We start from the raw sequence: 22,423 nt of genomic DNA, 5'->3' as shown, positions 1-22,423 counted from the left end.
ATTAAAAAGCATTATAAGATAAACCTAGACCAAAATAGAATGCTTTAGCCTTTGCCTGACCATAGAAACCTAAGTAATTATTTTTCACATCTCTGCTTTGTGGCATTGCATAACCACCGGCAACGTCAACTCCGAATTTATTAAGCTTAAATCCTAAACCTCCTGTTAACACAAAAGAATCAAAAGATGGTGTTTCAGGAATGAAATTGTCGTCAGAGTAAGGAGATTCATCATAATAAGCGCCTAAACGACCATAAATCATGTTCGTGAATGCATATTGAGTTCCCAATCTTACAGTTTTTGAATTTCTAAAATTCTTTGGTGCTACTAATATTGTAGGATCTGTCTGATTTCCAATTGGAGCATTAGCAAAATCTAAAGTCAACTTGCTGTATCTTTCCCAACCGTGATAGTTGAAATCCGCAGAAATTAACCATTTTGGTGTAACTCTATATGTAAGACCAATTGTATATTCTTCTACAAGTGGCAAAGTTGCTGTAAAACCATCTTGTCCTGCAGCGTTCAGTCCTAAAAGAGTATTTACTGTAGTCTGTGCAGGAGCCACGAACGTAGCTGTTCCTTTTTTAGCTTTCATATCAACAGGCGAACGGTATGCGATACTTACATCCAATTTTGGATCGGGTCTGAAATAAAAACCGAAACCATAACCATGACCACTTGCTTTCTCATCATTAATATTAACTGTTCCTCCAAATTGAGTAACTGCCTTATCCCAGTTTACCGATCCTCTGGCGTAGATATAACTTGCCCCAAAAGAAAGCCAATCGGCCATTTTCACGGAAACCATAGGCTGGAAATAATAACTTTTCAGCTCCAGCTTCTGTACCATTTCTCTTCCTTCCCAATCGTAAGGATACTGAATGGTACTGCCAAAAGGCGTAGAAAAACTGAAACCAATCGATAGTTTATCAATAGGCTTATACGCTATTGCAGCATAAATCGGTGTACCCAGCGGATTATCGGTCTCAGTACTTTGTAAAGTATTTAAATTTTGAAAAGTAACTTTATTACTTGCTCCAAAACCTCCAGCTACAATACTTAGTTTAGAAGGAATGAATGACATACCTGCCGGATTAAAGAATGCAACACTCGCATCGTCAGCATGAGCACTCGTGTGTGCCATTGCCAACTGTTTAACCCCTTGCAAAGAAACTCTAAAGCCTCCCGCATAAGATAAAACCCCAGCCAATAAAGCAGTTGATATTAATATTTTTTTCATAGACTATTATTATATAACCCAAATATAAAATTATTTTGTTTACGTCTGTTAATAAATCTTAAAATTTTAAACTTAACAGCAAAAGAAAACTATGTTTAAAATAGCATCCCCTATATAAAGCTAAATAACATACTCAATCACAAGCTCTTAAAATAAAAATAAATCCTTATTTCTTACCATGTTTAATATTAAACAATTTCAAAAATTAATATTTAGTACATTTGGAATTGTATAAAGATAAAAATCAATAAATTTGCAAGATTAAATAAATTATAATATGAGTTGTGGATGTAAAACATCCGGCGATTCTGCACATTCTTGCGGAACAAAATCTGCGAATGGCTGTGAAAGTGTAAATACCTGCGGTAATAGTTATAAATTAAGTGTTTTCGATTGGCTGTCTAACGTACAAAACCCTGCATCAAACAGGTGTGATTTTGTAGAAGTTAGATTTAAAAATGACAGAAAATTATTTTATAAAAATGTAAATAATATTCCTTTACATATAGGTAGCGTTGTAACAGTAGAATCTAGTCCGGGACATGATGTAGGCGTAGTAAGCCTCACAGGTGAACTAGTGAAAATTCAGATGAAGAAAAAAAGAGCTTCAGAAGAAAACCCGCTAAAAATATATAGGCTAGCCAACCAAAAAGACATTGAAGTTTGGCAGGAAGCCCGAAAAAAAGAAGAAAATGTAAAAATAGAAGCCAGAAAAATATCTCACAGATTAGGTCTTGAAATGAAGATTACTGATGTGGAATACCAAGGCGACTCTTCTAAAGTAACATTCTATTACACCGCCGACAACCGTGTGGATTTCAGAATGTTGATTAAAGAATTTGCAGGAGCTTTCCGTACAAAAATCGATATGAAACAAATCGGTTTCAGACAGGAAGCTGCAAAAGTAGGCGGAATTGGATCTTGTGGAAGAGAATTATGCTGCTCAACCTGGTTAACAGATTTCAGATCGGTAAATACCAATGTGGCAAGATATCAGCAATTGAGCATCAACCCTCAAAAACTGGCGGGGCAATGTGGTAAACTTAAATGTTGTCTAAACTATGAATTAGACAGTTATCTTGATGCATTAAGCCACTTCCCTTCTTCTTCAACCATGATTGATACCGAAAAAGGAAGAGCTTTCTGTATAAAAATTGATGTTTTCAAAAAGAAAATGTGGTTTGCATACGTCGACAGTTCAATGGCGTGGTATGATTTCGATGTAGATTTGGTAAAAAAAATGATTTCACAAAACAAAAGAGGTGAAAAAACGTTACCTCTTGAAGATTTGAAACAGCCTGAAATTTCTGTAAAAACAGTAGATTTAATTCAGGAAAACAGTGTAGATCGTTTTGAAAAGAAGAACAGAGGTTTCAACAAAAACAGAAACCAGGGAAATCAGAATCAAAACAGACCAAACAACAATCAAAATCAGGGACCTAGAAAGCCCAGACCGGAAAACAATACCGAAAAACCACAGGACAGAGCTGATAAAGGCGAAAGAACAGAAAGACCTGAACGCCAGCAAAGACCTGAAAAAAGCCAGAAGCCTACACAAAATAATAGTCAAAGGCCTCAAAAACCGCAGCAGCAGAAACCACAAACGGAAAAACCTGTCGCAGTAAATAATGATGTTGAAAAAAAACCAGAAAATCAACAACCCAAAAAGAAGTTTAAAAAGAAATTTCCTCCAAAAAAAGATAATAATGCATAAAATTTCAGGACTTTTTCTCCTTATTTTCTTGGTAAGCTGCAATGCTCCCGAAGACGACGTTATTATGAATAACGTTGATAATAAATGGAATAAGAGGACCGAACAAAAATTTAATCTTGAAATTTCGGATCCGCAAAATCCTAAAAATCTTATATTTGTTGTAAGGAATAATAATGAATATCCTTACAGTAATATAAGATTCATTGTTAACCTTACCAATCCTAAAACCAAAGCCAAGCAAACGGATACTTTAAATTATATTTTGGCAAAACCGAACGGCGAGTGGCTGGGAACAGGATTTGGAGAGACGAAAGAAACTTTGTTTCAGTATAAATTGAATTATAAATTCCCGGAAAAAGGCAATTATGAAATTGCCGTTGCTCAGGCAATGAGAAACGATAATCTTCCGGGGATTGAAGACTTAGGTATAAAAGTAGAAACGGCTAAACCGTAATTATACATGGAAGAAAACAAACAAAATACAGGAAATAAGGGAAAGACTTTCCCGCTTCCTCCTAAAAAAGGCGCTAAAAATTCTGCCTGGAAAAGATGGGTAAAATTCATCTGGATTGGGCTTATTGCAGTAATTTTAGGTATTTCAGGACTTTTCTTTGCAGTTTCCCAAGGTTTTCTTGGTGAAATGCCCGATGTAAAAGAGCTTGAAAATCCCGATATTTATGTTGCATCCCAAATTTATTCATCAGACGGAGTTCTTTTAGGTAAATTTGAGAAAGAAAAAACGCAGCCAATTCAGTACAAAGATTTGCCTCCGTATCTTATTTATGCACTTCAGGCAAAAGAAGATGAGCGTTTTAAAGAACACTCCGGGATTGATTTAAAATCAATTTTGAGAGCAGTACGATATGGTGGTGACCGAGGTGGAGGTTCTACGATTACGCAACAGCTGGCCAAACTTTTATTTACAAAAGAGCCTTCAAAAAACCCTGTAAAAAGAGCAATTCAAAAGCTTAAAGAATGGGTGGTTGCCGTAAGTTTGGAAAAGAGATATACCAAAGAGGAAATTATCACTTTATATTTCAACAAGTTTGATTTCACATACAACGCAAACGGTGTTGAGATGGCGTCTAAAATTTATTTTAATAAAACAACGTCACAACTTACGCTTCCGGAAGCAGCAGTATTTGTATCAATGCTTGAAGCCCCGATTGCAAATAATCCGTTAAGAAATCCTGACCGTGCAAAAAGAAGAAGAGATGTTGTACTATCTCAAATGCTTGAAACCGGTTATGTAGATCAGGCAACGTACGACAAAGCTGTAGCAACGCCGATTACTACAGATTATCGTCCTATAAAAAATATCACAGATGATTATTCAGCCTATTATAAATTCTATTTAAAAAAGGAAATCGATAATTATTTAACTGATTACGAAAAAGAAACCGGTAAAAAATTAAATCTATTTAAAGACGGATTAAAAATATATGTTACGCTTGATTCAAAAATGCAGAAATATGCCGAAGAGTCTATCAAAGAACATTTAACTGATCTTCAAAAAAGATTTGATGCAGAGCAGAGAGGCAGAAAAAACAGACCGTTTTACTACCTCAATGATCAGCAAGCAAATAAAATAATGATGCAGGCGGTAAAAAGAACCGGTCGTTACAAGCAACTGAACAGAGCCGGAGTTTCTGAAGATTCAATACTAATGGAATTCCGCAAGCCTATAAAAATGTCAAGATTTACCTGGGCTGGTGAAGAAGAGGTTGAAATGAGCCCTTGGGATTCTATAAGATGGCACAAACAAATTGCACAGGCAGGTTTGATGTCTATGGTTCCCGGAACTGGAGAGATTAAAGCCTGGGTTGGAGGAATCGACTGGCAGCATTTCCAGTACGATCACATCAAACAAGGAAAAAGACAGGTAGGATCTACTTTTAAACCTTTCGTTTACGCAACTGCGATTATGAAATTAGGTTTAACCCCATGTTCGACTATATCAAATGCCAGTTTCAACAAAGGAAGCTATCACGTACCGGGAAGAGGTGGAATGTTAACATTAAAAGATGCTTTAGCACACTCCCAAAACCCTGTCGCATTAAGATTAGCTGAAATGACAGGAACGCAAAGTGTAATTCAGACTGCCAGAGATTTAGGGGTAACTGAAGAAATTTCTACAAGTTTACCGATGGCTTTAGGGGCTTCTGATATTACAATTTATGAAATGCTTGGAGCTTATAGTACATTTGCCAATTACGGAAATTACAACAAACCGGAGATGATCTGGAGAATTGAAGACGTAAACGGAAGAGTGATAAAAGAAGTAATCTCAGAACCGAAAGAAGTGATGAATCCTAATTATGCTTACACCATGATCGAATTGATGAAAGGTGTTGCTCAATATGGTACCGCTTCAGGAGAATTAGGAAGACGAGGAGTCTCTAAAAACATTGAAATTGCTGCTAAAACAGGAACGACTCAGAATAACTCAGACGGTTGGTTTATGGGGATCACTCCAAAACTGGCAACCGGAGCTTGGGTTGGCTGGGAAGACAGAGCAACCCACTTCTTTGGAACAGGAGAAGGTCAGGGAGCAAAAATGGCATTACCAATCTGGGCAATATTTATGAAAAAAGTATGGGCCGATAAAAGCTTAAAAATATCACCAGACGATAAATTTGTAAAACCTCTTGATTGGAAAGACGGATGCTCAAACCTTCAGGGGCTAAGTGGAGGATACGGTGACGATGGAGGATTACAAACCATCGACGACCTAAAAAACCCACGCCCTGCAGACACAGGACCGAAAAATAACTCTGGTAAAAAAGAAGAAAATGTAAATGAACATTTGAACACCAGTGAAGATATAGATTTTAATAAATAAATTTCTTTATAATCATCATAAGACCTTTCAATTACTGAAAGGTCTTTTTTGTTTCTTTCTTTTAATATCTTTGAACTATGAATATCGACAAGATTACCCAGCCTTTTACCGAGATTTTTCCAGGAGATTTTTCAGGGAATACTATTCAGCGAAATACCCCAAAAGTTCTTTTTTCAACCGTTGATCCGGTTGGCTTTGAAAATCCTGAATTGATTATTTTTAATGAAAAACTTTCAGAAGAAATAGGTTTGGGAAAATTCAATAAAGATGATCTTAATTTTTTAGCGGCAACCAATTTACCCAAAAATGTAAAAACTTATTCTACCGCTTACGCAGGGCATCAATTTGGAAACTGGGCAGGCCAATTAGGAGACGGCCGTGCAATTCTTGCTGGAGAAATCACTAATGAAGCAGGGGAAACAAACGAAATTCAATGGAAAGGAGCCGGAGCAACACCTTATTCCCGTCACGCAGATGGAAGAGCCGTTCTAAGATCTTCCGTTCGTGAATATCTGATGAGTGAAGCAATGCATCATTTGGGAATCCCGACAACAAGAGCTTTGAGTTTATGTTTTACAGGTGAAGAAGTTGTGCGAGACATGATGTACAGCGGAAACCCTCAGAACGAAAAAGGCGCAGTCGTGGTAAGAACGGCAGAAAGTTTTCTTCGTTTTGGGCATTTTGAATTAATGTCTGCTCAGAAAGAAATAAAAACACTTACCGAGCTAACAGATTTTACAATTAAAAATTATTTTAAAAATATAACTTCTCAAGGCGAACAAAAATATAAAGATTTTTTCAGTGAAGTCTGTACAAAAACAGCCGATTTAATGGTCGAATGGTTTAGAGTTGGCTTTGTACACGGAGTGATGAATACAGATAATATGTCGATTTTAGGTTTAACAATCGATTACGGACCTTATTCGATGATGGATGAATATGATCTTAATTTCACACCCAATACAACTGATTTACCCGGAAGAAGATATGCTTTTGGAAAACAGGGACAGATCTCACAATGGAATCTTTGGCAACTTGCCAACGCACTTTTTCCTTTGATAAAAGATGAAAAGTTTTTAGAAGAAACATTAAATTCTTACGGAAATTATTTTTGGAAGGCTCACGATAAAATGTTGTGCAGAAAATTTGGTTTTGATGAATTGAAAAAAGAGGATGAAGAATTTTTCATCAACTGGCAAGGTTTGATGCAGGAACTTCAATTTGATTATACCTTATTATTTAATCTTTTAGAAAAACTTGAAAGCATTTCAGACATCAAAACAGATTTTCAGAAAATATCTTACGGCTTTTTGGATGATGCTAAAATTGAAAAGCTCGAAGATTTTATACAAATTTATTCTCTTCGATTAAAAGCTAACACTATTTCAAAAGAAGAGTCATTAGATTTAATGAGAAAAACAAATCCAAAATTCCTACTCAGAAATTATCTTCTTTTTGAATGTATTGAAGAAATAAATAATGGTAGAACTGAATTATTACAAAAACTGACAAAAGCTCTTGAAAATCCATATGAAGAAATTTTCCCTGAATTTTCGGTAACAAGACCTCCAAATTATGACGATATTTCAGGATGTTCAATGTTATCTTGTAGTTCTTAGCATTATTCATTAAAATATTTGCATTCATATGTGATTATTTTTATTAATTTTGGAAAAAAATTAATATTTATGAAAAAAGTTCTACTTTCTGCTTTTGCACTAATGGTTAGTTCATCAGCATTTTCTCAGTATTGGTCTACTCAAAATACTGGCTTCTCAACACCATCACGAGGTATTTCCGGAATGGAAGTATATGACGCCAATACAGCCTGGGCTTTTGCTTATGACGGAGCTCCTTTAAATCCAAATAACCCACCAATTATTCAGGAATTTACTAAAACATCGAACGGAGGTACTACCTGGACTTCAGGTGCTATAAATGTTGGGAATCCTGCTTTAACAATCACCAACATTTCGGGTGTTAGCGGAACTACAGCTTGGGTGGGTGCTTTATTATCTACAGCATCTGACGGATTAGGTGCAGTTTACAAAACAGTAAATGGGGGCGCGACATGGACGGCTCAGCAAGCTTTTTCAACAGCTGGCGAATCATATTTAAACTTTGTTCATGGCTTTGATGCCAATAGTGCTATTGCTGGTGGCGACCCACAAGGTGGCGGATATGAGCTTTACACAACTGCTAATGGAGGAACCTCTTGGACAAGAGTGCCTGCTGCCAATGTTCCAGCTCCACTCAATAATGAGTATGGTTACAATGCCGGATATTATGCAGTTGGAAATAATATCTTCTTTTACACAAACAAAGGAAGAATTTACAAATCAACTGATAAAGGTCTAAATTGGACTATTGCATTTACCGGTTCTACATATTCTCTTAATGATTTTGGCGGAGCAACAATAAGTGGAGACATGGCTTGGAGTGATGCAAACCGAGGTATTGTCTTTAAGAAAACATATAATACTGCGACTCCTCCAGCTCAAACAGCCTTAGCAATTTACAGAACTACTGACGGAGGAACAACCTGGTCTATTGTGACGTTTACAGGAATTACAGCAGCAAATAATATCAACGACATAACTTATGTTCCCGGTACTAACATTTTAGTGGCAACCAGCTCTAGCCCAACAACAGGCGGATCATGGAAAAGCTTAGATAACGGTTCTACTTGGTCAGCTCTTGATACTGGAGTACAGCATCTAAACGTTAGATGTTCTGATGCCAGCACATGTTATTCTGGAGGATTTAACACATCAGCTACTGTTGGCGGAATGTTTAAATCATCTCAAAATTTAGGTGTTGCGGATACTCGTAAAGCAATCAACGTTTTATCGATGTATCCTAACCCGACAAAAGGAGAAGTAAACATCAAAACTGATAAGAAAATAAAATCAACGACTGTATTAGACTTATCAGGAAAGGTAGTTGCAACAGGCAGCTCAGAAAAAGTAAACTTAAGTGGATTCACAAAGGGAACTTACTTAATTACAGTAGAGTTTGCTGATGGCAGCACAAAAACAGAAAAAATCATTAAAGATTAATCAACAATCTTTTTAATATTGCAAAACTCACCTTTTTAGGTGGGTTTTTTATTTTACTTTTGCAAAAAAATAATACCGGGTGTCAATTAAATCAAAATTTTTCAACTTTTTTAAAATTGTATTTCCTTCTTCTTACATCGAATTGGGAATATTTATTTTTTTTATCACCATTTATGGTTTATTCGGAACCTATTTGGCACAACATTACCGAATTATTTTTGATGCAAGAATTCCTTGGGACGGCTATTTCAGTTTTGATAATAAAGCGATCGTAATGAGCGGCGGAAGTTTCGAAAGGCACCCTTTGTCCTATTATTTTTTCAATTGGATTAGGGAGCTAGCTTTTTATATTTCAGATGGAAAAACAGGTAGTAATTTCAGACTGACATTGGCCTGGTTGAGTAACATCACCATCAGTTTAAGCTTAATTCAGATTTATAAATATTTAAAAAATATCATCCTTCTTCCGATAGGGTTAAACCTGTTAATTGTTGCTTTTTTCAGTATTTTTTCAACTAATATTTTATTGTCATTCACACCGGAAACCTACACTTACACTTTGTTTTTACTGGTTTTATTTAATTATTATACCGCAATAAAATTACGAAAAGACAAAAAAATCGCAGGTTCAGCTTTAGTATTGGCGGGAGTTACAATCGGAGGATTAACAGTGACAAATATTGTAAAAGTTTTTATACCAATTGCCTTTGAAAAAGGCATTTTTAAAAGCTGGAAAAAATTTGGCAATGCAGCTTTCAGAGTTGCAATAACATGCGTAACTTTTATTTTGCTTTACCTTTACCGAATAGATTTTAAGTACAAAAATATCCTTTCAAAATCGGGAGAGCAATACGAGAAATTTTCTAATGTAAAATCTACTCCGACTTGGGATATGATTTACTCGTATTTCTTTGGCGGAAGTATTCTCTTTCCAAGCTTTTTTATCCGCGAAAAACACAACATGAAAGGGTTTTATTACAAAGCGCTTTTCATGGATGTTTATACTTCAATCATCCCCTATTTATTTATTGGATTACTTTTAGGACTGATTTTGTGGAGCTATTTTAAGAACTTCAAGAATAAACTGGTACAGATTATCATGCTTTCTTTGGTAGTTGATATTTTAATTCATTGCGTCTTTAGATTTGGTCTTCATACTTCTTACATTTACGGCGGGCATTTCGTTTTTGTGTTTCCGATTATGTTGGGGTGGCTCTTTTTTTCATACAAAGAATCTCCAAAAATGATGTCATTTTTCACATCAGTCATTGGAATCATGTTTGTCTATTTACTCCTGAATAATTACATGAGAATGTGGGAATTCTATGATTTTGTCAATCAATTTTACAGATGAAAAAGACTGAGAAAAATATTCTCAGCCTTTTAATTTTTTATTTAATTAATCCTTATTTCGCCTCTACACAGAACACTCTGTATTGAATAGGTGTTGCAGATTTAAAGTATTCTTTTACTCTGGCCAAATCGGCCGCAGCACTTTGTCTTGAGAAATAACTTCCAGCCAAAATCTTGTAATTTGGTCTCAAAGAAGCATCCGTTTCAACCTTTAGGTTTGGAAATCTTTTTCTGAAATACGCTTTGATTTCATTAGCTTCTTCATTACTTTTTACTATTGCAACCTGAATTTTAAACCCTAATATTCTAGGATTTTTTCTGCAGATTTCTGCATTGGTCAGTTCACGGCTAGGAATGTATATTTTCGTTGGTTTTGCAGGAGCATCATCATCAATACCCGAAGAAACTCTTGTTGCTGTTGTCTTCGCACATCGATCCTCAACTGCAGATAAAGCTTCACTTACACGAGAATCCATCGTTATCGTAAGTTCAGTTCCAGACAGTGTATCCTTCTTTACAACCTGCTGTGCTTCAAGAGTATAAAAACTCATTAAAGAAAGTAGCGAAAATATTTTGATGAAATTTTTCATTTAAACTTGTTTCCGCAAAGTTATAATAATTTAAAAATACAGCAAACAGAGTTATTTAGAATAGTTACAAATTAAACCTATATGACATTTTACCTTTTGTTAAAGCCGTTAAATTCTTCTTAAAAATATTATTTTTGCGGGATTGATTACACATTCAATATTTACTAACATAAGATAATTTAAATGATTAGTTGGAGAAAGCATTATAAAAAAGGGCTGATTGCGATAGGTTTATTGCTATCAACAAGTGCTTCAATTTACGGGCAAGACGGCGATCCTAAAAATGGCGAAAAACTTTTTAAGGCAAACTGTACAGCATGTCACGCGTTAGACAAACAAGTCGTAGGACCTGCACTGAAAGGTGTGGTAGACCGATTGAAAACTGAGCAAGGACTTGATACAGATTGGCTTCACAAGTGGATTAAAGACAACAAAGCACTTAGAGCTTCAGGCGATAAGTATGCAAATGAAGTCTTTGAAAAATTTAATAAGACTGAAATGCAGGTCTTTCCTAATCTTGCAGATAAGGATATTGACGACATTTTAGCGTATACAACTAATCCTCCTGTTGAGGAGCCAAAAGCTGATCCTGCTGCAACTACTGCAACAGATACCGCAAACGCTGCACCAGCTAACAATACAACATCAAGTATTGTAATTATTTCACTTATTGCAATTGCAGGTTTACTGGTTTGGATCTTAGTTAAGCTAAGACAATTGGTAAAACTGGGGCAATCTGAGGAACTTACAGGACTTAACGAAACAAGAGTAAAGTCTTTCAGCGAAATCTACGAGAAATACCACTATATCGGTAAAGGTCTATTGGCTGTATTGGCCATTTTAGCGACTTACGGTATCTGGAACTGGATCATGTGGATTGGTGTTTACAAAGGGTATAAGCCTGAACAGCCTATCTATTTCTCTCACAAAATTCACGCTGGAGAAAACAAAATCGACTGCCAATTGTGTCACTCAAGTGCTAAATACGGTAAAGTATCTGAGATCCCTTCTATGAACGTTTGTATGAACTGTCACAGAACAATTTCAGAATACAACGGTAAGTACATCGAGCCAGGAAAAGACAAAGCATTCTACGACGGAGAAATCCAGAAGATTTATGCTGCAACAGGTTGGGATGCTGAAAAACAGCAGTACACCGGAAAAACTACTCCTGTAGAATGGACAAGAATCCACAACATGCCAGATTTCGTTTACTTTAACCACTCTCAACACGTAGTAGCAGGTGAGCAGGCGATTATCAATTCATTCAACAAGAAAAATCCAGACAACAAGATAGACGTAGTTTGTAAAGCTTGTCACGGAAAAATCGATACAATGAACGTTGTACAAATGGCAAACGATTTCACCATGGGATGGTGTATCGAATGTCACAGAACAACCGAAATTGATATGAACAACGGTTATAATAAAGAATACTTCAAGAATCTACACGAGAAGCTTAAAAAGCAATACCCGAAAGATGGTGGTAAAATCACTGTAGATGCAATTGGAGGTCTTGAGTGTGGTAAATGTCATTATTAATAACTAAAAAATTAGAAGTATAAAAATGGCTTCAAACAAAATACAATTTAGAAGTATTCACGAACTTAAAGACCCTGCCCTAACCGGTAAGTTGGCTCTTAAAGAGTTCCAAGAAGAAATTCCGGTAGAAGATTTTCTGGAAAGTGCCGAAAAAACAGACGGTACATCCAGAAGAGATTTCCTGAAAATATTAGGATTCTCTACAGCAGCTGTAACATTGGCTGCCTGTGAAGCTCCGGTAATCAAAACGATTCCTTACGTAGTAAAACCACATGAGATTATTCCTGGGATTCCCAATTACTACGCTTCAACATATTTTGACGGTTTCGACTTCGCAAGTGTTTTAGTAAAAACAAGAGAAGGTAGACCCATCAAAATCGAACCGAACCCGGCAGCTGGTGATTTAGGTAAAACTAACGCAAGAGCTCAGGCAAGTGTACTTTCTCTTTATGATAACGATAAAGTAAAGCAACCTAAACTTGACGGTAAAGACGAAACTTTCGATAAAGTAGATGATTTCGTTTTGAAAGGATTAAACGAAGCTCAGTCTGCAGGTAAAAAGATTGTTCTTTTATCTCAGTCTTTCGCTTCACCTACATTCAAAAAATTATTTGCTGAATTTAAAGCAAAATATCCTACAGCTGAATTAGTAACATATGATGCTTTCCCTTACTCTGCAGCTTTAGATGCAGCTCAGGAAGTTTTCGGACAAAGAGCATTGCCGGTTTACGATCTTAAAGGATCTGAATTGGTGGTTGCTTTCCAGGCTGATTTCTTAGGAGATTATAATGCAGCTAGCTTAGAAACTTCTTATGCAGCAGCAAGAGTTCCGGGAGCAAACATGTTGAGACACATTCAGGTTGAATCTAATATGTCTTTAACGGGTGCGAACTCAGACTCTAGATACAGAGTAAAACCAAGTGATGTAAACAAAGCTTTGGTGGAAGTTTACAACGCTATCGTTACAGGATCTGCGCCAACAAGTAAAGTTGCTACAGAAATTGTAAAAGAATTACAGGCTAAAGGAAGCAAAGCGGTTGTTTTAGCTGACGGTTCTAAAGCTGCACAGGTTTTAGCACACTTAATTAACCAAAAATTAGGTTCAGTTGCTTTCACAGGTAAAGCAAACTTCTTAAAAGAATTTGATAAAGCAAGATACCAGGAATTTTTAGGATGGGTAAATGCAGGACAGGTTGGTGTATTGATTACAAACAACGTTGACCCTATCTATTCTAATAACAAAGGTCAGGATTTCAAAAAATCTTTGGCTAAAGTTCCTTACGTAATTGCGGTTACAGATAAGAAAAACGAAATGTATAAAGCAGCGAAAGCTGTAATTCCAGTAGCTAACTGGCTAGAATCTTGGGGCGATATGGAACCTCAGACTGGAGTTTATACATTGATGCAGCCAACAATCCAGAAAATCTACAAATCAAGACAGATCGAAGAATCATTATTGGTTTGGAAAAATGGTAAAAATAATGCTGCAAACAATTACTACGATTACTTAAAAGCAAGTGCATCTTCTATTTTGGGAGCTACTTCTTTCAACAAAGCTTTATATAATGGTGTTGTTCCTTCTAATAATGCAACGATGTTGTCTTATGCTGGTGGAAACGGTGCTCAGGCTGTCGCTGAATTAGGTAATTTTAAAGCTTCAGATTTAGAATTAGTACTTTATACAAAGACTTCTATCGGAGACGGTACTCAGGCAAACAACCCTTGGTTGCAGGAATTACCAGATCCTATTACAAGAATGTCTTGGGATAACTATTTGACTATTTCAACTAAAGATGCAGAAAGATTAGGAATAGAAAACAGTCTTAATGCAAGAATGCAGTTAGACGGTTCTCTAGTAAATCTTACAGTAAACGGAGTAAAAATAGAAAACGTACCAGTATTCATTCAGCCGGGTCAAGCAGACGGATCTGTTGGTTTAGCTTTAGGATATGGTAAAAAAGATTCTGGCGCTACTGCAGATACTGGAGTAAATGCTTATCCTCTATTTGACGGTTCAAACCTGGTTATTTCAAACGTTTCAATCGAGAAAACGGGTGAAGAACATGAGTTTGCAGGCGTACAGCTTCAGAATACATTAATGGGACGTTACGAAATTGCAAAAGAAGTTCCTTTAGCGCAGTTTATTAATGTACCTTTCGATGACGAACATAAAGGATGGAACAAGCCTTTGGAATATCACACCATCAGTGGAGCTCTTCCAGCAGGTAAAATTGACCTTTGGGATGCTTTTGATGATACAGATGGGCCTCACTTCAACTTATCAGTAGACTTAAACTCTTGTACGGGTTGTGGAGCATGTATTATTGCTTGTCAGGCAGAGAACAACGTTCCTGTAGTTGGTAAAGAAGAGATCAGAATGTCGAGAGATATGTTCTGGTTGAGAATTGACCGTTACTACTCATCTGAGAAAAAAGTTACTGTTTATGATGGTCTTAAAGAAGGAATGGCAGTGCCTGAACTTTACGGAAGCAGTGTATTAGGAATTGAAGGAGCATTAGAAAACCCAGCAGAAAATCCAGACGTGATCTTCCAGCCGGTAATGTGCCAGCACTGTAACCACGCTCCATGTGAAACTGTTTGTCCGGTAGCGGCAACTTCTCACAGTAAGCAAGGACAAAACCACATGGCTTACAACAGATGTATCGGTACAAGATATTGTGCTAACAACTGTCCTTACAAAGTAAGACGTTTCAACTGGTTTACATATAACCTGAATGACAAGTTCGACTTCAACATGAATAACGATCTTGGAAGAATGGTACTTAACCCGGATGTTGTTGTAAGAACAAGAGGGGTAATGGAGAAATGTTCAATGTGTATCCAAATGACTCAGACAACAATTCTTGAGGCTAAAAAGGAAAACAGAATTGTGAAAGACGGAGAGTTCCAGACAGCTTGTGCTAAAGCTTGTTCTACAGGATCACTTCAGTTTGGAGACATGAATGATAAAGAATCTCATGTTAGAAAACTATATTCTAACAACAGAAGATATCATTTACTTGAAGAGATAGGAACCAAACCAAATGTGTTCTATCACGCTAAAGTAAGAAATAGAGTATAAAATAAAGTTTAAATAATAAATAGGTAAAAAATGTCAGGACATTACGAAGCTCCGATAAGGGAACCTCTGATTATTGGTCACAAAACTTATCACGATATCACAGAAGATATTGCACGACCTATCGAAGAAAGAGCAGGTAAACTATGGTGGATCTCACTATACGCAGCCTTAGTTCTTTTCATCTACGGATTCGGCTGTATCGCTTATACTATCGGGACAGGTATTGGAGCATGGGGGCTTAACAGAACTATTAACTGGGGTTGGGATATTACCAACTTCGTATGGTGGGTCGGTATCGGTCACGCCGGAACCCTAATCTCAGCAGTATTATTATTATTTAGACAACGTTGGAGAATGTCTGTAAACCGTTCTGCGGAAGCAATGACAATCTTCGCAGTTGTACAGGCGGCAATCTTCCCGCTTATTCACATGGGTAGAGTTTGGGTAGGTTATTGGGTATTCCCTCTTCCTAACCAGTTTGGTTCACTTTGGACTAACTTCAACTCGCCTCTACTTTGGGACGTATTTGCTATCTGTACGTATTTCTCTGTATCAACAGTATTCTGGTTTATCGGTTTGATTCCTGACTTTGCTATGATCAGAGACAGAGCTAAAACTCCTTGGACTAAGAAAATCTATACACTACTATCTTTCGGATGGGGTGGAAAAGCAAAACACTGGCAGAGATTTGAAGAAGTATCTTTGGTATTGGCAGGTTTGGCAACTCCACTTGTATTCTCAGTACACACTACGGTATCTTTTGACTTCGCAACTTCAGTTATTAAAGGATGGCACTCTACGATCTATCCTCCTTACTTCGTTGCTGGAGCAATCTTCTCAGGATTTGCGATGGTACAAACACTATTGTTAATTGCTAGAAAAGTTTGTCACCTTGAAGATTACATCACTATGTATCATATCGAAATTATGAACATCGTAATCGTTCTTACAGGTGGTATGGTAACTGTAGCGTATGCAACTGAATATTTCATCGGATGGTATTCTGGTTCTAGATATGAAGACTTTACTTACCTTTCACCAGGTGCTGCAGTAGGACCATATTGGTGGGCGTTCTGGGCGTTGATTATCTGTAACCTTGTTATTCCGGCGTTGTTCTGGTTCAAGAAAATCAGAACGAATATTATTGCAACATTTATAATTGCATTAATTATCAACATTGGTATGTGGTTTGAGCGTTTCGACATCATCGTAATCAACCTTTCAAGAGATTACTTGCCTGGTTCTTGGACGATGTTTAAACCAACCATTATTGATGTAGGTGTATATTTAGGTACAATCGGATTCTTCTCTGTACTATTCTTATTATACGCAAGAACATTCCCTGTAATTGCACAGGCAGAATTAAAATCGATCTTGAAAATCTCAGGTGAAACTTATAAAGTAAAAGAAGGAGATGAGCACCACTAAAATTGTATACGGACTTTATGCTGACGACGACGATTTAATGAACGGCGTGAAAGCATTCAACGATAAAGGAATTGCAATAAACGAAGTTTATACACCATTTCCTGTTCACGGGCTAGACAAAGCTTTGGGTTTAAAGAAAACCAGAATTTCTGATGCTGCATTTATCTATGCTTTATATGGAGTGAGTATCGGTATTACAGTGACTTGGTATATTATGAACCATGACTGGGCTCAAAATATAGGTGGTAAACCATCTTATAGCTGGGTAGACAACTTCCCTGCTTTTATTGACCCGATGTTTGAATTGATGGTATTCTGTGCAGCACACATGATGTCTCTTACTTTCTTTGTAAGAAATAAGATGTATCCTGGAGCTCCGGCACAAAACCCAGATCCTAGAACTACAGATGATAAATTTCTTATGGAGTTTGTCACTCAGGATGTAGAATCTGTAAAGCAGTTGCTTATCGAAACGGGAGTAGAAGAAATAACTGTTAAAGATGCTTAAAATGAAAAAGAATGTATTAAAAATTACAGCAATTTTAGGTTTAACTACAGTTTTACTTAATTCTTGCGGACCGAATGAAAATGCACCTCTAGTATATTTCCCGGATATGTATTTCCCAGTGGCATACGATCCGTTGATGAAAGCTCAGGATGCTTATTCAGATCATGAAAACGAAATTCCTGCATTTGTACGAAACAACGGTGCAACTGGTCTTTCTCCTGTAGAAGGTTCAGTAGCTCAAAATAAAGACGGAGTATTTGAAGAAGGTAAACTTCCTAAAAATCCGGACGAATATAACGCGGGTTATGATGCTTCAAAAGCAATAAGCACTTCTCCTCTTAATCCTGCTAATGCAGCTAAAGATATAGAAAGAGGTAAGATACTTTTTGATCATACTTGTTCAGCTTGTCACGGAACTGGTGGTGACGGACAAGGGCCGATCGTACAAAGCGGAGCTTATTCTGGTGTACCGAATTATGCAGACAGAGAAATCACTGTAGGATCTGTACATTATGTATTAACAAATGGTAGAAATGCAATGGGGTCTTATGCAGGTCAGCTAAACCCTGGAGACAGATGGAGAGTGGCAATGTATGTAATGAGTGCTTTCAAAAAAAACGCAGCTCCGGCTCCCGCAGCAGCAACAGCAGCGACAGCAACAACTGAGACTACCGAAACTAAAAAATAAGAAAAGAAATGTATAGTTTTTCACCAAAATTAAAATCAACTTCTATTATCCTTCTTGTTGTAGGTTTAGTTTTATTTGCTGTAGGTTTCTTTTTAAATAAAGGAATTACTACAGAGAGAATAGAACACATGATGGAAGCAGTGCATTCTGCAGGTCATGATTCTCCTACGCATTCAAGCGAAATGGTAGGGCCTCAGGATCACGCTGCTCATTTGGAGCACGCAGAATTGCAGGTTCACAATCAGCCATTAGCTTCACTTCATTTTGTAGCAGTGTTTTTCTTCGGAGTAAGCTGTTGTGTACTGTTCTTTTACTGTATTCAGCACGCAGCTCACGCAGGTTGGCCAATTATTATCACAAGAGTAATGGAAGCTATTGCTTCTTATATTCCTTGGGGTGGTGCTATTTTAATTATCTTGATGATTCTTAATATCACACACAACGGTCACCTTTTCCACTGGATGGATCCTGAATTGACAGATCCTGAATCTGCACACTTTGATGTGATCTTATTTGAAAAGAAAATATTCTTAAATATTCCTTTCTACGCAGTAAGAACACTTATTTATACAATCGGGGCTTCATTCTTCGCATGGAAATTAAAAGCTCAGTCTAAAAAAGTAGATGATACAAAATCTTTGGTTGAGTATCAGTATCTTTACAGATGGGCAGTAGGATATATCGCATTCTTCGGGTTTGCTTCTGCGGCTTGGGCTTGGGACTGGTTGATGTCTATTGACCCACACTGGTATTCTACAATGTATATTTGGTATTCAATGGTTAGCTGTCTATCAAGTGGTATAGCGGTAATCATTTTATTGAGTGTATATCTTAAGAAAAACGGTTTCTTACCACAGTTTAACGACAATCACTTGCACGATTTAGGAGTTTTCCTTTTTGCTACAAGTATGCTTTGGACGTACACTTGGTTCGCACAGTTCATGTTGTACTGGTATGCAAACATCCCGGAAGAGGTAAATTATTTCTTCGGAAGATTTGAGCACTACTCTCCTACTTTCTTGCCTATGCTTGTTGTTAACTTCTTATTACCACTATTGGTATTGGTAAGTAGCAGCATCAAGAGAAACTACAAAGTAGTAACAACAATGGCAGTTGTGGTAATCTTAGGTCACCTTTTAGATTATTTCAACATGGTAATGCCGGGAACAGTAGGACCTTACTGGAATACTCCTGAAGTTCTGTTACTGATATTGGGTGCTGTTTTATTCATTGCAGGATTGTTTATGTTTACAGTGCTTTCTGCATTAGCTAAATTGAAATTGATTCCTACAGGTAACCCTTACTTACACGAATCTGAAATTTATGAGTATCCTTTCTAAGGACTTGTAACAAAATAAATTTTAAAGAGACTGATTTAATGATCAGTCTCTTTTTTTTGCAATAACGAATTGAAATTAAAAAAACAGGCAACCATTTTCAAAATACTTCGTCTTATCAATAGACTTTAGTACTTACCTTTTAAACTAAATTAAAAAACTATGAAAAAAACTTATCTTTTAAACTTCGTGTTTATTATTCTGTTTAATGTATTCAATGCGCAAAGCATTACTTTCGTTTCCGAAAAAACAGATGCACCACTTCCTAAAGTTTCGGTATTTGGAAAAAACGGGAATATTCTCGCAACATCAGACATCGACGGGAAAATCGAAAAGTCTTCACTTTCACCGGAGCAAGAAAAATTTCAATTGGTGTACGATAACATTTCTATCGCAACTTTATCATTTGACGAAATCAATAAAGATGTCGTAAAACTAAATGACAGAGTAAAAGATATAGAAATGGTTGTTATTAAAAATAATAAGCCTGCAAAATATGTTTTTGTAAAAGGTAATTTTAATACCTACGTCACTTTAAATGGCAAACTTAATTGTTATGCAGACGGTGTGATCACTTATGTTTTTGATAATAAAACTAAAAAACTCAAAAGCAGCAACATAGAACAGTACAGGGTTTATAGATTAGAAGATGCTAAAAATGAAAAAAAAGAAACCGGATCTTGGGATTACAATACCTTTTTAGACTTACCAAAATTGAAAAATGTAGGAAATATTGAAGAATACAAATCAAGAAATGCTAAAATTAAAGAACTTAAAGGTGCTAAGAAAGACGAAATAGAAATCACAGGCGAAGCTTTACAGGAAAAAGAATTGGCACTGTTCGGTTACAGAATATATGACATCAAAGGCATCATCAATCATTCTTACGAAAAAGATTCAAAAAAGACATTAAGAGATTTTCTGGAGTCTAATGAAATTGCTTTCATCAAGCTAAAGCACAAAAGCGAACCAAACTATAACCAAATTATTACATACCGAAACTTCTACCCTACCGAGCTGGATTTCAGTGATGATAATAATGTAGAGGGAAAAGTAAAATTTAATAAAAACAACAGCAGTTACCAGTCAAATTACTGGCGAGACGCTTCATTTCCAAATATGCAGGCTGTATTCAGCTCTTTCTTTAAAGAAGATTTAAAAGAAAAAGAAAACAAAAAATAAAAAATCAGTTTTAATAAAGGTTTTACTAAATTTGCCATAAACCATAATTAAAATGAAAAAGTTTTCTTTGCTACTCATCTTCAGCTTGTTGCTTTTCACAGCATGCAAAAAAGATCACGTAGATGCGACTACGACCCAGACTTTACAGTCGAGTATCAACGATATGGCGTCTGGTCTTACCACCATTAAGCAGATTAAATTTAATGAAGCGCTTTATATTCTAAAAACTTTCGGTGTAGAAGCAGAAGGCGATGTTAACGAATTGAAAGCACTTGGTCAGCTGATTAACGGCAAAAAAGTGCCCGAAATATTATCAATGGCCGATCAGGTTGCTCAGCAAAACGGGATTGAATGGGCAAGCACGGCACCACCGTCATTAGGCGAAATGAATATCTTCGGCGACGAAACTGCAAAAGAAAGTGATCCGAATGATGTAAGAGCAAGCTCATTAAGCATTCTTACTCAACTTTCGGGAGATACCGGAAGTGGCCCAACTGCAATGCAAATCGTTCCAAGATTAGTTGATAACGCAGGAAATCCTATTTCATTCACAGGTGCTGCTTTAGAAACAACTTTAGAAGTATTCAGCAACGGAGTAAAGCTTTCAACAGCTAAAAATCTAATGCAGGATAATAATTTCAGAGGTTTTCATCTTAAGTTTTCATCATTATTGGCATCAAAAATAGTTGATAACAAAATTGACATCACCGTTTCGGTAAAAACAACAGCGAAGACTTTTAAAATGTCGAAAATTGGTTTAGATGTAAACCCTTCTGCTTTAAAAGTTCCTGAAGTTCCAAAAACTGATTCCACAATGATTGATCAGGATCCGAATGCAGTAATTGATCCAAATAATCCAACAACACCGCCAGCAGCAGGAACAGAACCGGGAACAACTTCTTCTCAGCCAAAACAGCCGACTGCAGATCCTAAAAATACGGTAAGCAAATTTTTAAATAATGTAAGTTCACAAAATTTAAAAGCTGCTTTCGATTCGTCAAGCAATCCAAGTTGGGGATCTTATGAATCGTTCTCAAACCCTACTTCAGGGTTCGGGGCTATTAAAAACGTAAGCGTAAAAAACATTACAACAAACGGAACAGGCACCAATGCATCAAGCGTTAATGCAACATACGACGTAACCGATAAGAACGGAAGAACAACTTCTTTGAAAGCCACTTTCGGTCTTAAAAATGTAAACGGCGAGTGGAAAATATCAAGCTATAAAATCAATCCTTAACATATGGCATCGCAGGAACTCATCAGAAAACTCGACGAAACCATAGAAAATATTCCTGATTTTCCTATTCCGGGAATTCAGTTTAAAGATATTTCACCGATTTTTCTTGATCCTAAACTGTATGAAGAAGTAATCGATGATCTGGTAAAATTCAGCAAAGGAAAAGTAGATGCTGTTTGCGGAATTGAAAGCCGGGGTTATCTTTTCGGGATTGCAATTGCAGTAGCTCTGGAAGTTCCATTTATTTTAATCAGAAAAAAAGGAAAACTTCCGCCACCGATTATTTCAGAAAAATATGATCTCGAATACGGAAGCGCAGAAATAGAAACCAGAGAAGGGCAAATAAAAAAAGGACAGCGTATTTTAATTCATGATGATCTTTTAGCAACCGGAGGAACAACGGAAGCCGCAGCAAAGCTCGTAGAAAAGCAGGGTGCAGAAGTCGTTCAGTTCAGTTTTTTAATCGGTTTAAAAGATTTAAAAGGAGACGAAAAACTGAAGAAATTCAACGCTGAAATCTATCATACTTTAGAATATTAAATGTAATAAAGAAGAGTTGAAATAAACAAAAAATAACAATTCTCTATTAACTATTCACACTATTTACAGGTCTTTCAT

The 22,423-nt window shown here is 36.5% G+C and carries 17 protein-coding genes; 15 read left to right on the top strand and 2 right to left on the bottom strand.

The features are described 5' to 3' along the window. Position 1 precedes the first annotated feature (1 nt). The gene (locus tag EG358_RS02190; RefSeq protein ID WP_076561254.1) at positions 2-1,240 is read right to left on the bottom strand and encodes an OmpP1/FadL family transporter; all 1,239 of its coding nucleotides are present in this window, start codon (positions 1,238-1,240) and stop codon (positions 2-4) included. 277 nt (positions 1,241-1,517) lie between these two features. Between EG358_RS02190 and EG358_RS02185 the strand changes: the two genes are divergently transcribed. From EG358_RS02185 to EG358_RS02160, 6 genes are all read left to right on the top strand, one after another. Continuing rightward, complete coding sequence (locus tag EG358_RS02185) at positions 1,518-2,954, top strand: PSP1 domain-containing protein (RefSeq protein ID WP_076561253.1); 1,437 nt, start codon at positions 1,518-1,520, stop codon at positions 2,952-2,954. Next, complete coding sequence (locus tag EG358_RS02180; protein ID WP_076561252.1) at positions 2,947-3,408, top strand: gliding motility lipoprotein GldH; 462 nt, start codon at positions 2,947-2,949, stop codon at positions 3,406-3,408. Before EG358_RS02185 ends, EG358_RS02180 begins: the two co-directional genes overlap by 8 nt. A gap of 6 nt (positions 3,409-3,414) precedes the next feature. Next, positions 3,415-5,796 carry a penicillin-binding protein 1A gene (locus tag EG358_RS02175; protein ID WP_076561251.1) on the top strand — a complete coding sequence of 794 codons (2,382 nt, stop codon included), beginning with the start codon at positions 3,415-3,417 and terminating at the stop codon, positions 5,794-5,796. 77 nt (positions 5,797-5,873) lie between these two features. Beyond that, positions 5,874-7,415 carry a protein adenylyltransferase SelO gene (locus EG358_RS02170; protein ID WP_076561250.1) on the top strand — a complete coding sequence of 514 codons (1,542 nt, stop codon included), beginning with the start codon at positions 5,874-5,876 and terminating at the stop codon, positions 7,413-7,415. A gap of 69 nt (positions 7,416-7,484) precedes the next feature. Then, positions 7,485-8,855 (top strand): T9SS type A sorting domain-containing protein, encoded by a 1,371-nt coding sequence (locus EG358_RS02165; protein WP_076561249.1) that lies wholly within the window; start codon positions 7,485-7,487, stop codon positions 8,853-8,855. Between the two features lie 79 nt (positions 8,856-8,934). Next, positions 8,935-10,209, top strand: a complete 1,275-nt coding sequence (locus EG358_RS02160) for a DUF6080 domain-containing protein (protein ID WP_228421382.1) — start codon at positions 8,935-8,937, stop codon at positions 10,207-10,209. Between the two features lie 52 nt (positions 10,210-10,261). Here EG358_RS02160 and EG358_RS02155 read toward each other — a convergent pair whose 3' ends face one another. Then, on the bottom strand, positions 10,262-10,798 hold the full coding sequence (locus EG358_RS02155; protein ID WP_076561248.1) for an SPOR domain-containing protein: 537 nt from the start codon (positions 10,796-10,798) through the stop codon (positions 10,262-10,264). 183 nt (positions 10,799-10,981) lie between these two features. Here EG358_RS02155 and EG358_RS02150 point away from each other — a divergent pair, with 183 nt between their 5' ends. The 9 genes from EG358_RS02150 (at position 10,982) to EG358_RS02110 (ending at position 22,345) form a co-directional block, all read left to right on the top strand. Further along, positions 10,982-12,340, top strand: coding sequence for a c-type cytochrome (locus tag EG358_RS02150; protein ID WP_076561247.1), 1,359 nt, complete (start codon positions 10,982-10,984; stop codon positions 12,338-12,340). Positions 12,341-12,365: 25 nt separating this feature from the next. Then, positions 12,366-15,422 carry a TAT-variant-translocated molybdopterin oxidoreductase gene (locus EG358_RS02145; RefSeq protein ID WP_076561246.1) on the top strand — a complete coding sequence of 1,019 codons (3,057 nt, stop codon included), beginning with the start codon at positions 12,366-12,368 and terminating at the stop codon, positions 15,420-15,422. A 30-nt stretch (positions 15,423-15,452) separates the two neighbouring features. Continuing rightward, complete coding sequence (gene nrfD / locus EG358_RS02140) at positions 15,453-16,850, top strand: NrfD/PsrC family molybdoenzyme membrane anchor subunit (RefSeq protein WP_076561245.1); 1,398 nt, start codon at positions 15,453-15,455, stop codon at positions 16,848-16,850. Next, positions 16,837-17,358 (top strand): DUF3341 domain-containing protein, encoded by a 522-nt coding sequence (locus tag EG358_RS02135; protein WP_076561244.1) that lies wholly within the window; start codon positions 16,837-16,839, stop codon positions 17,356-17,358. Before nrfD ends, EG358_RS02135 begins: the two co-directional genes overlap by 14 nt. Then, positions 17,351-18,046, top strand: a complete 696-nt coding sequence (locus EG358_RS02130) for a c-type cytochrome (RefSeq protein WP_076561243.1) — start codon at positions 17,351-17,353, stop codon at positions 18,044-18,046. Before EG358_RS02135 ends, EG358_RS02130 begins: the two co-directional genes overlap by 8 nt. An 8-nt stretch (positions 18,047-18,054) precedes the next feature. Continuing rightward, positions 18,055-19,386: a quinol:cytochrome C oxidoreductase gene (locus tag EG358_RS02125; RefSeq protein ID WP_076561242.1), complete on the top strand. Its 1,332-nt coding sequence runs from the start codon at positions 18,055-18,057 to the stop codon at positions 19,384-19,386. Between the two features lie 159 nt (positions 19,387-19,545). Continuing rightward, complete coding sequence (locus EG358_RS02120) at positions 19,546-20,565, top strand: hypothetical protein (protein WP_076561241.1); 1,020 nt, start codon at positions 19,546-19,548, stop codon at positions 20,563-20,565. 52 nt (positions 20,566-20,617) lie between these two features. After that, positions 20,618-21,805: an NTF2-like N-terminal transpeptidase gene (locus tag EG358_RS02115; protein WP_076561240.1), complete on the top strand. Its 1,188-nt coding sequence runs from the start codon at positions 20,618-20,620 to the stop codon at positions 21,803-21,805. 3 nt (positions 21,806-21,808) lie between these two features. After that, complete coding sequence (locus EG358_RS02110; RefSeq protein ID WP_076561239.1) at positions 21,809-22,345, top strand: adenine phosphoribosyltransferase; 537 nt, start codon at positions 21,809-21,811, stop codon at positions 22,343-22,345. Positions 22,346-22,423 lie beyond the last annotated feature (78 nt).

Source organism: Chryseobacterium indoltheticum, from assembly GCF_003815915.1.
GTDB lineage: Bacteria > Bacteroidota > Bacteroidia > Flavobacteriales > Weeksellaceae > Chryseobacterium > Chryseobacterium indoltheticum.
Note: the sequence above shows the minus strand (reverse complement) of the source record. Positions and strands in the feature narration are given on the sequence as shown.